Origin of the sequence: uncultured Tateyamaria sp. (assembly GCF_947496075.1) — a bacterium.
Taxonomy (GTDB): domain Bacteria; phylum Pseudomonadota; class Alphaproteobacteria; order Rhodobacterales; family Rhodobacteraceae; genus Tateyamaria.
The window spans coordinates 1-15029 of sequence record NZ_CANMBJ010000004.1 but is presented as its reverse complement, the minus strand read 5'-3'; the positions used below and the strand labels follow the sequence as shown (position 1 = coordinate 15029).

Annotated in this window: 16 protein-coding genes; 8 read left to right on the top strand and 8 right to left on the bottom strand. The window is 58.4% G+C overall.

The window, feature by feature from the left end; all coding sequences use genetic code 11:
• The first annotated feature begins 1 nt into the window (after position 1).
• Together Q1A51_RS12425 and Q1A51_RS12420 are read left to right on the top strand one after the other, a co-directional pair.
• A complete protein-coding gene (locus tag Q1A51_RS12425) occupies positions 2-271 on the top strand; it encodes an HPr family phosphocarrier protein (protein WP_299208270.1) in 270 nt (89 codons plus the stop codon).
• Positions 272-341: 70 nt separating this feature from the next.
• A complete protein-coding gene (locus Q1A51_RS12420; RefSeq protein WP_299599729.1) occupies positions 342-1205 on the top strand; it encodes a lysophospholipid acyltransferase family protein in 864 nt (287 codons plus the stop codon).
• Between the two features lie 50 nt (positions 1206-1255).
• Here Q1A51_RS12420 and Q1A51_RS12415 read toward each other — a convergent pair whose 3' ends face one another.
• A complete protein-coding gene (locus Q1A51_RS12415; protein ID WP_299601046.1) occupies positions 1256-2131 on the bottom strand; it encodes a 3-hydroxybutyryl-CoA dehydrogenase in 876 nt (291 codons plus the stop codon).
• Positions 2132-2281: 150 nt separating this feature from the next.
• Between Q1A51_RS12415 and Q1A51_RS12410 the strand changes: the two genes are divergently transcribed.
• Positions 2282-3094 (top strand): DUF6473 family protein, encoded by an 813-nt coding sequence (locus Q1A51_RS12410; RefSeq protein ID WP_299599728.1) that lies wholly within the window; start codon positions 2282-2284, stop codon positions 3092-3094.
• 59 nt (positions 3095-3153) lie between these two features.
• Here the strand turns inward: Q1A51_RS12410 and Q1A51_RS12405 are convergent, their stop codons facing one another.
• The gene (locus Q1A51_RS12405) at positions 3154-4080 is read right to left on the bottom strand and encodes an FAD-binding protein (protein WP_299599727.1); all 927 of its coding nucleotides are present in this window, start codon (positions 4078-4080) and stop codon (positions 3154-3156) included.
• Positions 4080-4838 (bottom strand): electron transfer flavoprotein subunit beta/FixA family protein, encoded by a 759-nt coding sequence (locus Q1A51_RS12400; protein ID WP_299599726.1) that lies wholly within the window; start codon positions 4836-4838, stop codon positions 4080-4082. The genes Q1A51_RS12405 and Q1A51_RS12400 overlap by 1 nt, the downstream gene beginning before the upstream one ends.
• Before the next feature lie 186 nt (positions 4839-5024).
• On the opposite strand from Q1A51_RS12400, the gene Q1A51_RS12395 reads away from it, so the two are divergent.
• Positions 5025-5390: a VOC family protein gene (locus Q1A51_RS12395; RefSeq protein WP_299208282.1), complete on the top strand. Its 366-nt coding sequence runs from the start codon at positions 5025-5027 to the stop codon at positions 5388-5390.
• 66 nt (positions 5391-5456) lie between these two features.
• Here the strand turns inward: Q1A51_RS12395 and Q1A51_RS12390 are convergent, their stop codons facing one another.
• The 4 genes from Q1A51_RS12390 to Q1A51_RS12375 form a co-directional block, all read right to left on the bottom strand.
• Positions 5457-6032, bottom strand: coding sequence for a cob(I)yrinic acid a,c-diamide adenosyltransferase (locus Q1A51_RS12390; protein WP_299599724.1), 576 nt, complete (start codon positions 6030-6032; stop codon positions 5457-5459).
• Positions 6033-6034: 2 nt separating this feature from the next.
• Complete coding sequence (locus Q1A51_RS12385) at positions 6035-6241, bottom strand: twin transmembrane helix small protein (protein ID WP_299208286.1); 207 nt, start codon at positions 6239-6241, stop codon at positions 6035-6037.
• A gap of 72 nt (positions 6242-6313) precedes the next feature.
• Positions 6314-7144, bottom strand: coding sequence for an SDR family oxidoreductase (locus Q1A51_RS12380; protein WP_299599722.1), 831 nt, complete (start codon positions 7142-7144; stop codon positions 6314-6316).
• Between the two features lie 55 nt (positions 7145-7199).
• A complete protein-coding gene (locus Q1A51_RS12375) occupies positions 7200-7805 on the bottom strand; it encodes an SH3 domain-containing protein (protein WP_299599720.1) in 606 nt (201 codons plus the stop codon).
• A 228-nt stretch (positions 7806-8033) separates the two neighbouring features.
• On the opposite strand from Q1A51_RS12375, the gene Q1A51_RS12370 reads away from it, so the two are divergent.
• From Q1A51_RS12370 to Q1A51_RS12360, 3 genes are read left to right on the top strand one after another with little or no spacing between them, the layout of a single operon-like run.
• Positions 8034-10328 carry a DNA topoisomerase IV subunit A gene (locus Q1A51_RS12370; RefSeq protein WP_299599718.1) on the top strand — a complete coding sequence of 765 codons (2295 nt, stop codon included), beginning with the start codon at positions 8034-8036 and terminating at the stop codon, positions 10326-10328.
• Positions 10249-11604: a DUF898 family protein gene (locus Q1A51_RS12365; RefSeq protein WP_299599716.1), complete on the top strand. Its 1356-nt coding sequence runs from the start codon at positions 10249-10251 to the stop codon at positions 11602-11604. The genes Q1A51_RS12370 and Q1A51_RS12365 overlap by 80 nt, the downstream gene beginning before the upstream one ends.
• Positions 11601-12683, top strand: coding sequence for a M48 family metallopeptidase (locus Q1A51_RS12360; RefSeq protein WP_299599714.1), 1083 nt, complete (start codon positions 11601-11603; stop codon positions 12681-12683). Before Q1A51_RS12365 ends, Q1A51_RS12360 begins: the two co-directional genes overlap by 4 nt.
• On the opposite strand, the gene Q1A51_RS12355 is transcribed toward Q1A51_RS12360, so the two are convergent.
• Positions 12680-14044 carry a cytochrome P450 gene (locus Q1A51_RS12355; protein WP_299599712.1) on the bottom strand — a complete coding sequence of 455 codons (1365 nt, stop codon included), beginning with the start codon at positions 14042-14044 and terminating at the stop codon, positions 12680-12682. The genes Q1A51_RS12360 and Q1A51_RS12355 overlap by 4 nt on opposite strands.
• A 110-nt stretch (positions 14045-14154) precedes the next feature.
• Here Q1A51_RS12355 and Q1A51_RS12350 point away from each other — a divergent pair, with 110 nt between their 5' ends.
• Positions 14155-14763 carry a hypothetical protein gene (locus Q1A51_RS12350; RefSeq protein ID WP_299208298.1) on the top strand — a complete coding sequence of 203 codons (609 nt, stop codon included), beginning with the start codon at positions 14155-14157 and terminating at the stop codon, positions 14761-14763.
• Positions 14764-15029 lie beyond the last annotated feature (266 nt).

Here is a 15029-nt window from a genome sequence, read left to right as displayed (position 1 = left end):
GATGACTCACCGCAAGCTGGAAATTGTGAATATAAAGGGTTTGCACGCTCGCGCGTCTGCTAAACTTGTTGAAGTGGTTGAGGCATTCGACGCCCGCGCAACGGTGACCCAGGATGGCATGTCTGCATCAGGCGATAGCATTATGGGTCTTTTGATGTTGGCAGCGCCAATGGGAAGTTTTATTGACGTTGAAACGTCCGGACCGGATGCTGAGCCATTGGCGGATGCCGTGAGTGCGCTGATTGCTGACAAGTTCGGAGAAGAGGCCTGAGCCGATGAAGGCTCGAGAGGTCCATACGTCGATAGAAGGTGACGATCGTTTGGTCGATAGCACACATAACATGACGAAGGTCACAAAGCCTGACGCCGAGAAGGTTAGCTTCAATACATACGACCGCCGTAGCCTGTCTTATGCTTCGACCTTTGATGATCCATGGAAAGCCACTTTCATCCGCGTGATGGAAGCCTTTACTGGCAAGCTGACAATCCTGCGCCTGATCCGAAAGTTCGAACGGCAAGGTGCCCCCTCTGGCCAAGCCTTTTGGCGGGCATGTCTGGATGTAATGGGTATCGACCTTACGACCCCACAAGACCAGTTGAACCGCATTCCCAAAAAGGGACCGGTCATTGTTGTCGCGAACCACCCGCATGGGATGGTGGACGGTATGATCTTTGCGGACCTGATCGGTCGCGTACGGCCGGACTACCGCATTCTGACCCGATCCTTGCTGACCGTGATCGATGAAGTGGCGGGTAGCTACATGATCCCTGTGCCGTTCCCGCATGATCCGGATGCACAGCGCAAAGGAGTCGAGATGCGGTCCAAGGCAATGGCCCATCTGAAGGCAGGTGGTGTTGTTGCCTTGTTCCCGTCGGGCGTTGTCGCGACGTCGGAAACATGGTGGGGTCCGGCCGTCGAAGCGGAATGGAACGTGTTTACCGCACAGCTCATTCGCCGGTCCGGGGCGACAGTGGTTCCAATGCGCTTTCCGGGTGCGAACAGCCGCGCCTACCATATCGCAGATAAAGTATCGCCAATGCTGCGGCAGGGCTTGCTGCTGCACGAGATCGTTCGTTCCTGCAACAAACCGCAGGGTCCGGTTGTTGGGCATCCGCTGGACCCAGAGATTGTTACCGGCTTCAAGGATGACCCGCGTGGGTTCATGGCTTGGCTGCGCGAGCACACGATGGCTTTAAAGGACTGACGGCGCCGGAATTTTGGAAAATGCGGTTTCGTTTTATTTGCAAGAAAATGTTACCGCGTCGGAACAGGCGTCTCTCCGCGATAATCATAAAACCCGCGCTGTGACTTGCGGCCCAGCCATCCGGCTTCCACGTATTTGGTCAAAAGCGGGCAGGGGCGGTACTTGGTGTCCGCAAGCCCGTCATGCAGGACGTTCATGATGGCCAGACACGTGTCGAGCCCGATAAAATCCGCCAGTTCCAAGGGTCCCATGGGGTGATTTGCCCCCAACTTCATCGACGAGTCGATGGATTTGACGGACCCTACCCCTTCATACAAGGTGTAGACTGCTTCGTTGATCATCGGCATCAGGATGCGATTGACGATAAAGGCGGGGAAATCCTCTGCCGTGGCCGCTGTCTTGCCAAGCTTGTCCACAACGGCGGCACAGGCTTCGAATGTCTCGGCGTCCGTTGCGATTCCCCGGATCAGTTCGACCAACTGCATCACAGGAACAGGGTTCATGAAGTGGAAACCCATGAACTTTTCGGGCCGGTCCGTGCGGCTGGCCAGCCGCGTGATGGAAATGGAAGAGGTGTTCGACGTGAGGATGGTATGCGGTTGCAGATGCGGTACCAGGTCCTCGAAGATAGCCTGTTTGACCGTTTCGCGTTCGGTCGCGGCCTCGATCACCAGGTCGGTCTGACCCAGATCAGTCAGGGTTTGCGTCGTTTGAATGCGGGCTATCGCTGCTAACTTGTGGTCTGCGCTGATTTTCTCGCGGCTCACCTGCCGTTCGAGGTTCCGATCGATGGTCGCCATGGCCGCAGCCAATGCGTCGCCCGAAATATCGTTCAGCATGACATTGTACCCGGCGAGAGACATCACATGCGCGATGCCATTCCCCATCTGGCCCGCGCCAACAATTCCAACCGTCTTGATGTCCATTTTCGACCTCATGCCACGTTCCCGCACCATATGGTCACGCGCCGGTTGGGGGCAAGGGGACGCGATGCATCAATGATGACCATCCTTGTTAGGGGTTCTTAAACAAACTGCTGTCACAGTGGCCATGGGTAAATAGTGAGAGTGGGTCTCATGAGTATTGAATCGTTGGGTCCGGGTGGGCTCGATTACTTGCCGTGTAGATACGGCAATTCCAAAGTATTGTTTCGCGGGCCAAGGCGGCCTCTGGATGGGCCATTTATTGCCTTTTTTGGGGGGTCGATCACATACGGTAAATTCGTACCTACGCCGTTTCCGGATCTGGTCGAACAGTCCATGGGCACGACATGCGTGAATTTTGGATCACTGAACGGCGGGGTCGATGTTTTTGCGACCGATCCCTATCTGCGTAAGGTGTCTGGCTTGGCGCAAACGACAGTGATTCAGATTACCAGTCCAAGGAACATGTCGAACCGGTTTTACCGGGTGCATCCCCGTCGCAACGATCGGTTTGTCGAAGCGTCATCGCTGCTGCGTGCGATCTACCGCGAGGTTGATTTTGCCGAGTTCAATTTCACCAACCACATGTTGAACCGGCTATACCTTCTGTCTCCGGAACGTTTCGAGGCAGTGGTGGAAGAGTTGCAGACTGCGTGGGTTGCACGGATGCGACTGGTACTTAGCCAGATACCGGGCAGGACTGTGTTGTTGTGGGCCGGACGTCAAACGCCCGAGGGGTCGGCAAGTGATCTTGATGCAGACCTCGCATTGGTCTCCAGAGAGATGATTGAAAAAGTGTCCGAACTCGCGACCAAATATGTGGAAACAGTCATTTCTGACGAAGCGGTGCAAGCAGGAACGGAAGGTATGGTGTTCAGTGAAATGGACGCACCCGCGGCCCGCACCATGCCGGGTCCCGTGGCACACCACGAAATCGCTCAAGCCCTTGTTCCAGTGTTGAAGTGACACAAAAAAGCCCGCCGCATGGGTGCGGCGGGCTTAACTTTTTTGCAGGAAGTGCCTGTTTACAATTTTTCGATCATCTCGGGTACAGCATCAAACAGGTCGGCGACCAGACCGTAGTCTGCAACCTGGAAGATAGGTGCTTCTTCGTCCTTGTTGATGGCTACGATGACCTTGGAGTCTTTCATGCCAGCCAAGTGCTGGATCGCACCTGAGATGCCAACGGCAACATAAAGGTCAGGGGCCACGACTTTACCGGTTTGACCGACCTGCCAGTCGTTCGGTGCGTAGCCCGAGTCGACAGCAGCCCGCGATGCGCCAACGGCGGCGCCCAGCTTGTCGGCCAATTTCTCGATCAGTGCGAAATCGTCTTCGGAGCCTACGCCACGGCCACCGGATACAACCACTCCAGCAGATGTCAGCTCGGGACGGTCGCTTGCGGCAACCTTGTCCTCGACCCAGCTCGACAGTGCGGGATCAGCTGCCGCACCGATGTTTTCAACCGAGGCTGAACCACCTGTGCCCGCTGCATCAAAGGTCGATGTACGGAAGGTGATAACTTTCTTACCGCCTCCCGCTTTCACGGTCTGGATCGCGTTGCCTGCGTAGATCGGGCGCTCGAACGTGCTCCCGTCTACCACAGCTGTTGCGTCCGAGATCACCATGGCGTCCAGCAGCGCCGCGACACGGGGCATGATGTTCTTTGCATCCGTGGTAGCCGGGGCAACGATGTGCTCATAGTCACCGGAAAGCGACACGATCAGGTCTGATACAGGCTCGGCCAGACGCTTGCCGTACAGCGCATCCTCGGCGCACAGCACCTTGGCTACACCGTCGATGGTCGCCGCGGAGGCAGCAGCATCGGCGCAGGTTGCGCCGGTTGCCAGAACGGTGACGTCACCCAGCGCCTTGGCGGCGGTCACGGCCTTGGCCGTGGCGTCCATCGCCAGTTCACCATCATTGATCTCTGCGAGAAGAAGAACAGCCATTACACAGCCCCCGCTTCTTTGAGTTTCGCCACAAGCTCTTCTACCGAGCTCACCTTAATGCCTGCAGCACGCGCTTCGGGCTCTGCCGTCTGCACGATCTCGAGCCGCGGTGCGGTGTCGACGCCGTAGTCAGCGGCTGTCTTTTCATCCAGCGGCTTCTTCTTGGCTTTCATGATGTTGGGCAGCGACGCATAGCGCGGCTCGTTCAGGCGCAGGTCGACCGAGATGACGGTCGGCATGCTCACTTCGATGGTCTGCAGACCACCATCGACTTCGCGTGTGACCTTGGCTTTGTCACCGGCAATCTCGACTTCTGATGCGAAGGTCGCCTGGCTCCAGCCCATCAGGGCCGACAGCATTTGGCCAGTAGCGTTCATGTCATTGTCGATGGCTTGCTTGCCACAGAGAACCAGACCTGGTTGCTCTTCCTCGACCACTTTGGCGAGGATTTTGGCAACCGTCAGCGGCTCGATGTCCGTGTGGACGTCATCAGCTGCAATGACGAGGATTGCGCGATCCGCGCCCATCGCCAGCGCTGTACGCAGTGTTTCCTGAGCTTGCTTGACGCCGATGGAGACGGCAACGACTTCCTCGGCCTGGCCCGCTTCTTTCAGGCGGATGGCCTGTTCGACGGCAATCTCGTCAAACGGGTTCATCGACATTTTCACATTGGCGAGATCCACACCCGATCCGTCCGCTTTCACGCGTACCTTCACGTTGTAGTCGATCACGCGTTTGACGGGCACAAGCACCTTCATGAGCGTTCCTCTCCTTAAAATAACGACTCAGCTTTGACAGCGGAGATAGTCAATCTCGTGTGGTTTACCCAAGACGCCGCCACGGAAACAGGACAAAATCGTCACGTCACGGCAAATGAACGCCGCGTTTTCAGTGTGATGCCGTCGAACGGAAACTTTGATACACTGTGGGAAAGGGGGATTGCCATGGAACGTGTTCAAGGCTTCGGCGGGTTTTTCTTCCGGTCTAAGGATCCGGCTGCACTGTCCGCATGGTATCGTGACAGGCTTGGGATCGATCTGGTGCCGACCGCTGCGGATCAAACACCGTGGATGGCCGACGGGGGTGCAACCGTTTTCGCCCCCTTTGCCGCCGATACCGACTATTTTGCCGCTGACAAGAGCTTTATGCTGAACTTCCGCGTCAGTAATCTCGATGCGATGGTGGCACAGCTTGAGGATGCCGGTGTCTCAGTGAAGATGGTTGGGGACATGCCCGGGATCGGGCGCTTCGCGCATCTTTCCGATCCCGAGGGGACACCGATCGAGTTGTGGGAACCCGAGCCGGTCTGAGTGCGAGTGGACAAACCCGTGGCTCCGCCCTTCCGATAGCCAAACCTTCCACAAGAGGTTTTGCCGCTAGTCGCGGTTCGCCCCCGGAACCCAAAGCACGTCATCCTTACCGCCATTGTTGGCAATGCGCGCCGCGACGAAGAACCAGTCGCTGAGACGGTTCAGGTATTTGACAGCCGCCGGGTTCACCGCCTCCATGGTTGCCAGTTCCACCGCCAAGCGCTCGGCACGTCGCGCCACGGTTCGGCAGACGTGCAGATGCGCAGACAAGGTTGAACCGCCGGGCAGAATGAAGCTGCGCAAGGGTTCAAGATTGCCGTTCATGGCATCGATCTCTGCTTCCAGTCGCGTCACCTGAGCATCGGTCATGCGCAGCGGTGGATATTCGGATTCGGCATCCTTTTCCATATCCGGTCGACACAGGTCTGCGCCCAGATCAAAAAGATCGTTCTGGATGCGGCTCAGGGCAGTATCGGCGTCGCCGGTCGCTTCCAACCGGGCCACACCCAGAAACGCGTTCAACTCGTCGGCTGTGCCATAAGCGGTGACACGCATCGCGTGTTTGGCCACCCGCGCACCATTGCCAAGGGCCGTTTCGCCCGCATCACCCGTCTTTGTATAAATCTTGTTCAGAACAACCATGTTCAGTTCCCCGTTCCACGCAATGCGACATAGACAAGTATTAAAAGGACAGCCACGAACTGCGCACCGATCCGGTAGCGCATCAGGCGGTTCGAGTTGTTCTTGGCCCACCCAGAGCCCTTGGCAAAGCCGCCAAGGCCAAGCATCAGCACCACGACAACTGCCAGACAAGCCAGCACGATCAAGATGAATAGCGGGTCAAAGCCCATGTTCTTTTGTCCCTTTTCCTTACGCTTGGACCATGTAGGCGACGCACGCGCAAAAGCGAACGCGTCGTTCGGTCACCCGACGGATAGAATCCGGTCCAAACCGCGTGTGGTCAGGATCCTTCGGAGCGCGGCCATCAGAAATGTGGGGGTCGTGACCATGTAGACGGGACGCGGCTTGCGGGCGTCCAGCGCATGCTTCAGTTTCTTGACCACCGCCTCTGCAGGCAGCTCAAACGTGTCGGGTCCACTGTCCTGATACAGCCTCTTGCGCAGCTTTGTGCGGTAATGCTCGACACGCGGAGAGTTTTCCCAATCGATCCACTTTTCGAAATGCGGGATCGAGTTGGCGCGGATCTTGCTGGTGATCGGGCCGGGTTCGATCAGGATCACGTCTATGGGAGTGTCGCGCATTTCGATCCGCAGCGTATGGGTCAGCCCCTCAAGCGCAAACTTGGTCGAATTGTAGGCACCGCGCCAAGGCATGGTCACAAATCCCAGCACGGATGAACACTGCACGATCCGTCCATGTCCCTGTTTGCGCATTGCGGGGATGACTTGTCGCGTCAGGTCATGCCAGCCAAAGAAGTTGGCTTCGAAGATGGCGCGCAGTGCATCCGTTGGCAAATCTTCGACCGCGCCCGGTGTGCCGAACGCGCCATTGTTGAAAAGCGCATCAAGGGTGCCCCCGGTGGCCTCGAATACCTCTTGCAGACCATTGGTGATGGTCGCCGTGTCTACATAGTCGATCAGCGGGCTTTCGAACCCTTCGTCTTGCAGACGCATGCAGTCTTCTGATTTTCGGCAAGCTGCAAACACACGCCAGCCTGCGTCACGCAGTCCGTGTGCCGATGCGTACCCGATGCCAGACGAACAGCCTGTGATGAGAATGGATTTCTGTGTCATGTTTTGTCCCGCTCGAACTTGGGTGGGACAATAGTGCGTTCCGCTGGGCGCGCAATCAGCCTTCGCTTAACAGGTAGTCAGCCATCCAACCGATGGTTCCACCGTTTAACGGGCGCAGTTCGACCCAGCCGTTTCCGGGGTCTTGCAGGACTTCGACCTTAGCGCCGCGCGTCAGGCGATTGACGACCGAATAGTCCGTGCCGGGGCCACCGCGCACATTCACGCTGCGGGCAGACACGGCGCGCACATCTTTCGATGGGTCTGCGGCCGCTTCGGGTGCGTTGAAGTCAACGGGGGTAATGATTGCGGTGTCGACAATCAGACTTGGCAGAATGATCGTCGGTTCTTCTTCGCTCAGGGCGATATCCGTTTCACTCTCTGCCTCGACGGCGCGCGGACGCGCTGCAGTTGTCTGGACAGTCCGCTGCGGGCGCAGGACATCGCTTACGCTGTTCAGGTTCAGCGAAACGCGTGTCACGTTTTCCGGCACGGCGGGGGCGGCAGGTGCCACGGCGACCTGCGTCAGCGTTTCCTGTTTGACCTCTACGGGCAATTCAATACGCGACAGGCGGGTTTGCTCGGCGTCAAAGTCGGCGCCTCCGCTCATCTCGTAAAAGGCAAAGGCCAGAAACCCAAATGTGATGATAATGAACCGCATCATACTATGCGTCTCCCCCAACATACTTTGTGTGTCACATCAGCAGCTTGATGACACATGACAAACCTTAACAAACCGAGTGATTCCAAACACTGGTAAAAACCGGTCAGTTTTCCCCGCAGCATGCGTTGTGGTGTCCAAGCAACGGAGTGTTCGCGCCAAAGCTTCCCGAACGGAAGATCGTCCATCTGACCGCTTGTTCCCGGCAAGGCGGGCCGCTACACATCATCTATGTCCGATCAGACCGATACCCCCAACATGGACCTGTCCGAACCGCTGCGTCGCGCGCTGGGTGAGCGGTACCTGACCTATGCGTTGTCCACCATCATGCACCGTGCGCTTCCGGATGCGCGGGATGGACTGAAGCCGGTACACAGACGAATTTTATTCGCCATGCGGGAATTGCGGTTGTCGTCCTCTGGTGGATTCCGCAAGTCGGCCAAGATTTCGGGCGACGTGATGGGCAACTATCACCCCCACGGGGATGCCGCGATTTACGATGCCATGGCCCGCCTCGCGCAGGATTTCAACGTGCGCTACCCGTTGGTCGATGGGCAGGGGAACTTTGGCAATATCGATGGCGATAACCCTGCGGCCTCGCGCTATACAGAGGCACGGATGACAGCCGTGGCCGAGGCGCTGCTTGAGGGGTTGAACGAAAACGCCGTTGATTATCGCGAGAATTATGACGGCACGCTGACGGAACCGGTGGTGCTGCCCGCCCAGTTCCCGAACTTGCTGGCCAACGGATCTTCTGGGATCGCCGTGGGCATGGCAACGAACATCCCGCCCCATAATATTGCCGAGCTGTGCGACGCCTGCCTGCACCTGATCAAGACGCCGGATGCCCGCGACGATACGCTTCTGAACTACGTGCCCGGCCCTGACTTCCCGACAGGCGGTATCATTGTCGAACCGCTCGAGGCTATCGCGCAAGCCTACCGCACGGGCAAGGGTGGGTTCCGCCTGCGCTGCCGTTACGAGGTCGAGGATCTGGGCCGTGGCCAGTGGCAGATCGTCGTGACCGAGATTCCCTATCAGGTCCAGAAATCCAAGCTGATCGAAAAACTGGCCGAGGTCATCCAGACCAAGAAAGTCCCAATCCTGGCTGATGTGCGGGACGAAAGCGCAGATGACATCCGCCTGATCCTTGAACCTCGATCGAAGAATGTCGACCCGGATGTGCTGATGGGCATGCTGTATCGGAATTCGGACCTTGAGGTGCGGTTCAGTCTCAACATGAACGTGCTGATCGACGGGGTCACGCCCAAGGTCTGCTCGATGAAGGAAGTGCTGCGCGCCTTCCTTGATTTCCGGCGCGAGGTGTTGATCCGCCGCAGCCAGCACCGTATGGAAAAGATCGACCACCGGCTCGAGGTGCTCGAGGGGCTGATCGTTGCCTTCCTCAACCTTGATCGTGTGATAGACATCATCCGCTATGATGACGATCCCAAGGCTGCGCTGATGCGCGAGGACTGGGGCAAGGATCATCCTCGCGCCATGACCGAGGCCGACTATGTCTCGCCGCCCGCGGGTGATGGTGAACTGAGCGAAGTTCAGGTCGAAGCGATCCTGAACATGCGCCTGCGGTCCCTGCGCCGTCTCGAAGAGATGGAACTGCTGCGCGAGCAATCCGAACTGATGGAAGAGCGTGCCGGGCTCGAAGACCTGCTCGAAAGCGAAAACCTGCAATGGCAGGCCATCTCCGACCAGATGCGCGAGACCAGAAAGAAATTCGGCAAGGACTACGAGGGCGGCGCCCGCCGCACTACGTTCGCCGAAGCAGGTCAGATCGAGGATGTGCCGCTTGAGGCGATGATCGACCGCGAACCGATCACCGTCTTGTGCAGTCAAATGGGCTGGATCCGCGCTATGACTGGCCATATCGATCTGAACCGCGAGCTGAAATTCAAGGACGGTGATGGTCCGCGTTTTATCTTCCACGCGGAAACCACGGATCGTCTGGTCTTGGTCGGGTCAAACGGGCGGTTCTACACGCTGTCCGCGTCGAACCTGCCGGGCGGGCGCGGCATGGGCGAGCCGTTGCGCCTGATGGTCGATCTGCCGAACGAGGTGCAAATTCATTCCCTGCTGACTCATAAACCGGGCCGTAAGCTATTGGTCGCATCATCCGCCGGCGATGGGTTCATCGTACCCGAGGACGAAGTGATCGCGCAGACCCGGACGGGCAAACAGGTGCTGAACGTGCGCGGCGGCGTCGCGATGGCCGTCTGTAGACCCGCCGAAGGGGATTGCGTTGCCGTTGTCGGTGAAAACCGGAAGGTTCTGGTCTTTGGTCTCGAAGAGTTACCGGAGATGGCGCGCGGCAAGGGTGTGCGTCTCCAAAAGTACAAGGACGGGGGCCTCAGCGATGCAACCACCTTCACCCTGGCAGACGGGCTCAGCTGGCTCGACCCCGCAGGACGGACAAGAACGGAAACCGACCTTGCCGAGTGGCGCGGAAAACGCGCAGGTGCAGGGCGGATGGCCCCCCGCGGCTTCCCAAGAGACAACAAGTTCACCTGACGGCGCGCTCACGGTCGGCTTTGTCGGTCGTCGTGGTGCGGTCTTTTGGCTCGCTCTGACCACAGGATTCTGGTCCATTCTGACTTTGGGCTTTTACCGTTTCTGGATGAAGACACGGCTGCGTCGTTACTTCTGGGGATCGATCCGGCCCGGTGGTCATCCGATGGAGTATGTCGGCGACCCGTGGGAAAAGCTGCTGGGCTTCTTCATCGCGGTCGTGATCCTTACCTTCTATATCGGCGTGGTGAACCTGCTGTTGATGTTCGCCAGCTTCACCCTGTTTGACGGCAATGTCGCGGGTTACTTCCTCAGCTTTCTGGGCGTGATCCCCCTGTGGTTCTACGCCCGGTATCGCGCGCGCCGCTATGTCCTTGGGCGCACGCGCTGGCGCGGCGTGCGCTTCGGGTTAGAGCCCGGTGCGTGGGGTTATGCGTGGCGTGCCTGCGTTCACTGGCTTGTCACGATTTGCACGCTCGGCATCCTCTGGCCGCGCATGACGTTCTATCTCGAGAAATACCGCACCGACCGCACCTTTTTCGGCTCGTCCAAGCTGACTCAAGGTGGGCGTTGGACGATGCTTTATCGGGCAGCCTTACCGTTGATCGGGGCGATTGTTGCATGGGTTCTATGGGTGGTCTGGATTACCTTCATCGACCCGATCGGAGAGATTTGGGCAGCCTTCCTCGATGAGCTGTTGATCGAACTATTAGGGTACGAGGCATTCTTGTCCAAAGGGACAGCCAAGCCAAAGAACGTATGGCGGTTATGGCTTTTGATCCCGCTGGCTATCACTCTCTACACGGGTGTTGTGCACTACATGTTCGGTGCGCGGCGCATCATGGCCAACCACAAGTCGGCACCGGGCATTGCGGTCCGGTCAAACCTGCGCACAGGGCGGATCGCATGGATTTATGCCGGGGGTACCTTTTTTGCTTATCTGGTGCTGACCCTTGGGATCATACTGTTATCGCTGATTGTTCTGCCGATCTTCGGGTTCGAGGTTCTTGCGCAGATCACAGGCACCGACGCCGACCTTACTTTCGATGCGCCGCGCTGGGTTGCCATCACGGCATCGGTCATCGTCTATTTCGGCATCTTTCTTCTTTGGTCCGTGGTCTACAATACTTTCGTGACATTCCCGCTGATGCGGCACATGGCAACAACAACCGTACTGCCCGAACATCATGGTTTGCAATCCGTCAGCCAGGCCGCGCGCGATGAATTCGCCGAAGCCGAAGGCTTTGCCGAGGCTCTTGATTTGGGGGCCGCGATATGACCCACGCCTCTTACTTCAATGGCGACACGCCAAATCCGGTCCCGGTCTATGTCACGCCCAGTGACGACGGCGCGCAAATAATTCTTTCACGCCCGAATGCCGACGACGTGATATGGCCCGCATCTGATATTCGAACGGTATCGGACCTGCCCAGTGGGATTGATGCGGTCTTGCGGTTGACCAGCGACCCGGTTGCGCGGCTTTACGTTCAAGACGCCGGAACGCTGCCAAGATTGCCGCACCTCAATCGGCGCGCACCGCCCAAAGGCCGCGGACGCCTTGCTATGTGGGCCGCAGGTGCGGTGGCTGCGGTCGCCTTACAGATCGGCATCCTGATCCCGCTCATGGCTGACCAGTTGGCCAACTTCATTCCACCCCGCGCTGAACGCGCGCTGGGCGAGGCAACATTTGAACAGATCCGTGGTGCGCTGGGCAGTGATACTCTGGGCCCGCTGCGGGTCTGCGAAAAACCGGAGGGGCGGGCGGCACTGAATGAAATGGCCGCGACCTTTGCCCCGTCGATACCTGACAACGGCGAAATATCTGTGTTCGTTTTGAACCACCCGATGATCAACGCCTTTGCCTTGCCGGGTGGATACGTCGTGTTCTTCCGCGGCTTAATCGACGCAGCCGAAACGCCCGAGGAAGTGGCTGCCGTCTTCGCCCATGAACTCGGCCACGTCGTTAGCCGCGACCCCACGCGGCACGCCCTGCGGTCAGCTGGCAGCATCGGCGTTCTGGGTCTGCTCTTTGGTGACTTTGCAGGCGGTGCTGTTGTGCTGTTCCTGACGGAACGGCTCATTGATGCAAACTACACCCAAGCCGCCGAAGAGGCTGCGGACACCTTTGCGCACACGGTGCTTGAGGACGCCGAGATTTCTCCCGCTGCCCTCGGGGACATGTTCGAACGGTTGCGTAAGAAGCATGGAGACAGTGATGGTACCCTTTCGCATTTCCTGTCCCACCCGACCTTGTCCGATCGCATCGACAAAGCGCGTGATGCGGCCCCGGAAGATGGAGACTGGTCCCCGATCCTGACCGAACAGCAATGGGCAGACCTTCAGGGAATTTGTGGCTAGGCCAGCTCGGCGGTTAGCCACACACCGCCATCTGGTCGCAGGGTCAGGATCATAACAGGGTCGGGGTTCTTGCCCGCAACAGGTGCAAATTCGAAACGGCTCAGCACCGTCGCCAGGATGATCACAGCTTCTTGCAGGGCGAAGGAAGCGCCAATGCAGATGCGAGGGCCGTCTCCAAAGGGCAAGTAAGTATAGCGATCCACCGACTTGCGGTCGGCAAACCGGTCCGGTCGGAACGCATCCGGGTCGTCCCACAAAAGCTTGGACCGGTGCACGGCATAAATCGGAATGATGCAGGTGTCGCCTTTCCGGATTTCGCGCCCGCACAGAACGTCATTTGCCATGGCCGTGCGCGACACCATCCCTGCAGGTGGGTACAGACGTAGTGCCTCATCGATGATCTGGCGGATAAAGGGTAGATGCTGGATGTCGTCGCCGCGGGCGGGGCGCCCTTGCAGGACCGATTGCGCTTCGGCCCGCGCACGATCCTGCGCGGCAGGGTCGAACGCAACAAGGTACATGGACCACGCCAGGGTCAGAGCCGTGGTTTCGTGTCCTGCGACAATGAAAGTCAGCAGGTTGTCCCGCAACTCCGCCGTGGTCATCTTGCGCCCGGACTCCGGATCTTCGCCAGCCATCAACAGGTCCAACAGATCCGGCACGCCATCATGGGGCCGCGCGGCTCGAGCTTCGATTGCCCGGTCGGCAATGGCTTTGGTGTCGCGCATTGCTGTGCCCTGCACCAGGCGCCCGGGGCGAGGCACCCAATCCGGTGCGCCCATGATATCGAAGAGTGAAATTTTACCGGCATTCGAGATGTAATCCTCGATCGCGCGGTGGATGGATGATCGGTCGAATGTCCCATCGCCCGAAAAGGTGACGTCAGCAATAACGTCAAATGTTGTGGTCACCATTTCGTCCAGCAGGTTCACGGCTCTGGGTCCGGCTGCTGCAATCCGGTCTGCGCAACGTTCGGCGGCGGCGGTCATGATCGGGGCAAGGTTCATCATGTTGCGGTGGGTGAACACCGGGGCGGCCGTGCGACGTTGCCACCGCCAGTTCGCGCCTTCCGCGATGAACAAGGACTCGCCGATGGCGGGCTGCAACAGGTTCTTGGTGACGACGGACTTGGGGTATGTGTCCAAGCGGTCCAGCAGCATCTGGCGAATGCCGCCGGGGTCCATGACCATATGCCAACGCTTGCCGGTCTTGCCGGACACGATGGGCAGGCGCGTCGCGGCTTCGGGGATGATGCCCAGCACGTTCTTGCGCGCCATCTGAAGGCTTTTCCAGATACCGGTCTCTTCTTTCACCAGCGGCACGCGAACTGGCAACGCATGAGGCAGAGCCGTGTCGGACATGTCACCCTCCGTTGATACGTAACGATATATGTGGTGCGCAGCACCGGACAATTGCGCCAACGTCGCAGCTGCGCTATCCGATACGCAATAAAAACGGGGAGAATACAGGAATGATGCGTTGGGTTTTGGGCCTTTTGATGCTGGTGACGGTTTCGGCATGCGCCAGCAATCGCGACCTTGGAGACGCGCCGGTCCCACTGGGTGACTTCCGGCTCGAACATAACATCGTCATCGCGGAAAATGCGCAGCGCGGACCTCTGAGCCGCCCGGCCAGCGAGGAACAGCTAACGGCCGCGGTCAAGGACGCGATGGCCGAACGGTTTGGGCGTTACTCGGGCACCAGCCGATACCACTTCGGTATTTCCGTTGAAGGTTACGTTCTGGCCCAACCTGGGATCCCGCTTGTGCTTGCGCCCAAATCGGCCCTGATCCTGAATGTCACGGTTTGGGATGACGCCGCAGGGGGCAAATTGAATAACGAACCCGAGCAGATTACCGTTCTGGAAACATTTGGAACCGCGCCAATCATCGGGACAGGCTACACGATGACAGCCGAGGAGCAGCTCAAGGAGTTGAGCCAGAATGCGGCCAAGGCAGTAGAGCGTTTTCTTGTGAAGCAAAGGAATGAGCAGGGTTGGTTCGCGCCGGATTCGGCAGCGCCGGACGCATCCGAGGCACAGCCATCGTCATTGGAGACCGAGGCGGCAGCAGCGGGGTGAAATCCTATACACAGGAGTAAGGCAGCTGCCGCGTCACGGGCTGTTGTCCTATCCGCCTGCAGCACGACAATAAATCGGTCCGCATACCACCGCGAACCTGACTTGATTTTCCCGCCCAATCACAATAAATGCCGCGCGGAGTGAACAACGGGGTTCCGACCCACAACTGAACAAAGGGCGTCTGACAAGATGGCAAAGGAAAAGTTTGAACGTACGAAGCCGCACGTTAACATTGGCACGATTGGCCACGTTGACCACGGCAAGAC

Coding starts and splice junctions, on each gene's coding strand:
- Q1A51_RS12410 (WP_299599728.1), top strand. CDS start 2,282: ATGAGTATTGAATCGTTGGGTCCGGGTGGGCTCGATTACTTGCCGTGT.
- Q1A51_RS12390 (WP_299599724.1), bottom strand. CDS start 6,032: ATGGTTGTTCTGAACAAGATTTATACAAAGACGGGTGATGCGGGCGAA.
- Q1A51_RS12420 (WP_299599729.1), top strand. CDS start 342: ATGACGAAGGTCACAAAGCCTGACGCCGAGAAGGTTAGCTTCAATACA.
- Q1A51_RS12425 (WP_299208270.1), top strand. CDS start 2: ATGACTCACCGCAAGCTGGAAATTGTGAATATAAAGGGTTTGCACGCT.
- Q1A51_RS12405 (WP_299599727.1), bottom strand. CDS start 4,080: ATGGCTGTTCTTCTTCTCGCAGAGATCAATGATGGTGAACTGGCGATG.
- Q1A51_RS12385 (WP_299208286.1), bottom strand. CDS start 6,241: ATGGGCTTTGACCCGCTATTCATCTTGATCGTGCTGGCTTGTCTGGCA.
- Q1A51_RS12415 (WP_299601046.1), bottom strand. CDS start 2,131: ATGGACATCAAGACGGTTGGAATTGTTGGCGCGGGCCAGATGGGGAAT.
- Q1A51_RS12380 (WP_299599722.1), bottom strand. CDS start 7,144: ATGACACAGAAATCCATTCTCATCACAGGCTGTTCGTCTGGCATCGGG.
- Q1A51_RS12360 (WP_299599714.1), top strand. CDS start 11,601: ATGACCCACGCCTCTTACTTCAATGGCGACACGCCAAATCCGGTCCCG.
- Q1A51_RS12355 (WP_299599712.1), bottom strand. CDS start 14,044: ATGTCCGACACGGCTCTGCCTCATGCGTTGCCAGTTCGCGTGCCGCTG.
- Q1A51_RS12375 (WP_299599720.1), bottom strand. CDS start 7,805: ATGATGCGGTTCATTATCATCACATTTGGGTTTCTGGCCTTTGCCTTT.
- Q1A51_RS12395 (WP_299208282.1), top strand. CDS start 5,025: ATGGAACGTGTTCAAGGCTTCGGCGGGTTTTTCTTCCGGTCTAAGGAT.
- Q1A51_RS12350 (WP_299208298.1), top strand. CDS start 14,155: ATGATGCGTTGGGTTTTGGGCCTTTTGATGCTGGTGACGGTTTCGGCA.
- Q1A51_RS12370 (WP_299599718.1), top strand. CDS start 8,034: ATGTCCGATCAGACCGATACCCCCAACATGGACCTGTCCGAACCGCTG.
- Q1A51_RS12400 (WP_299599726.1), bottom strand. CDS start 4,838: ATGAAGGTGCTTGTGCCCGTCAAACGCGTGATCGACTACAACGTGAAG.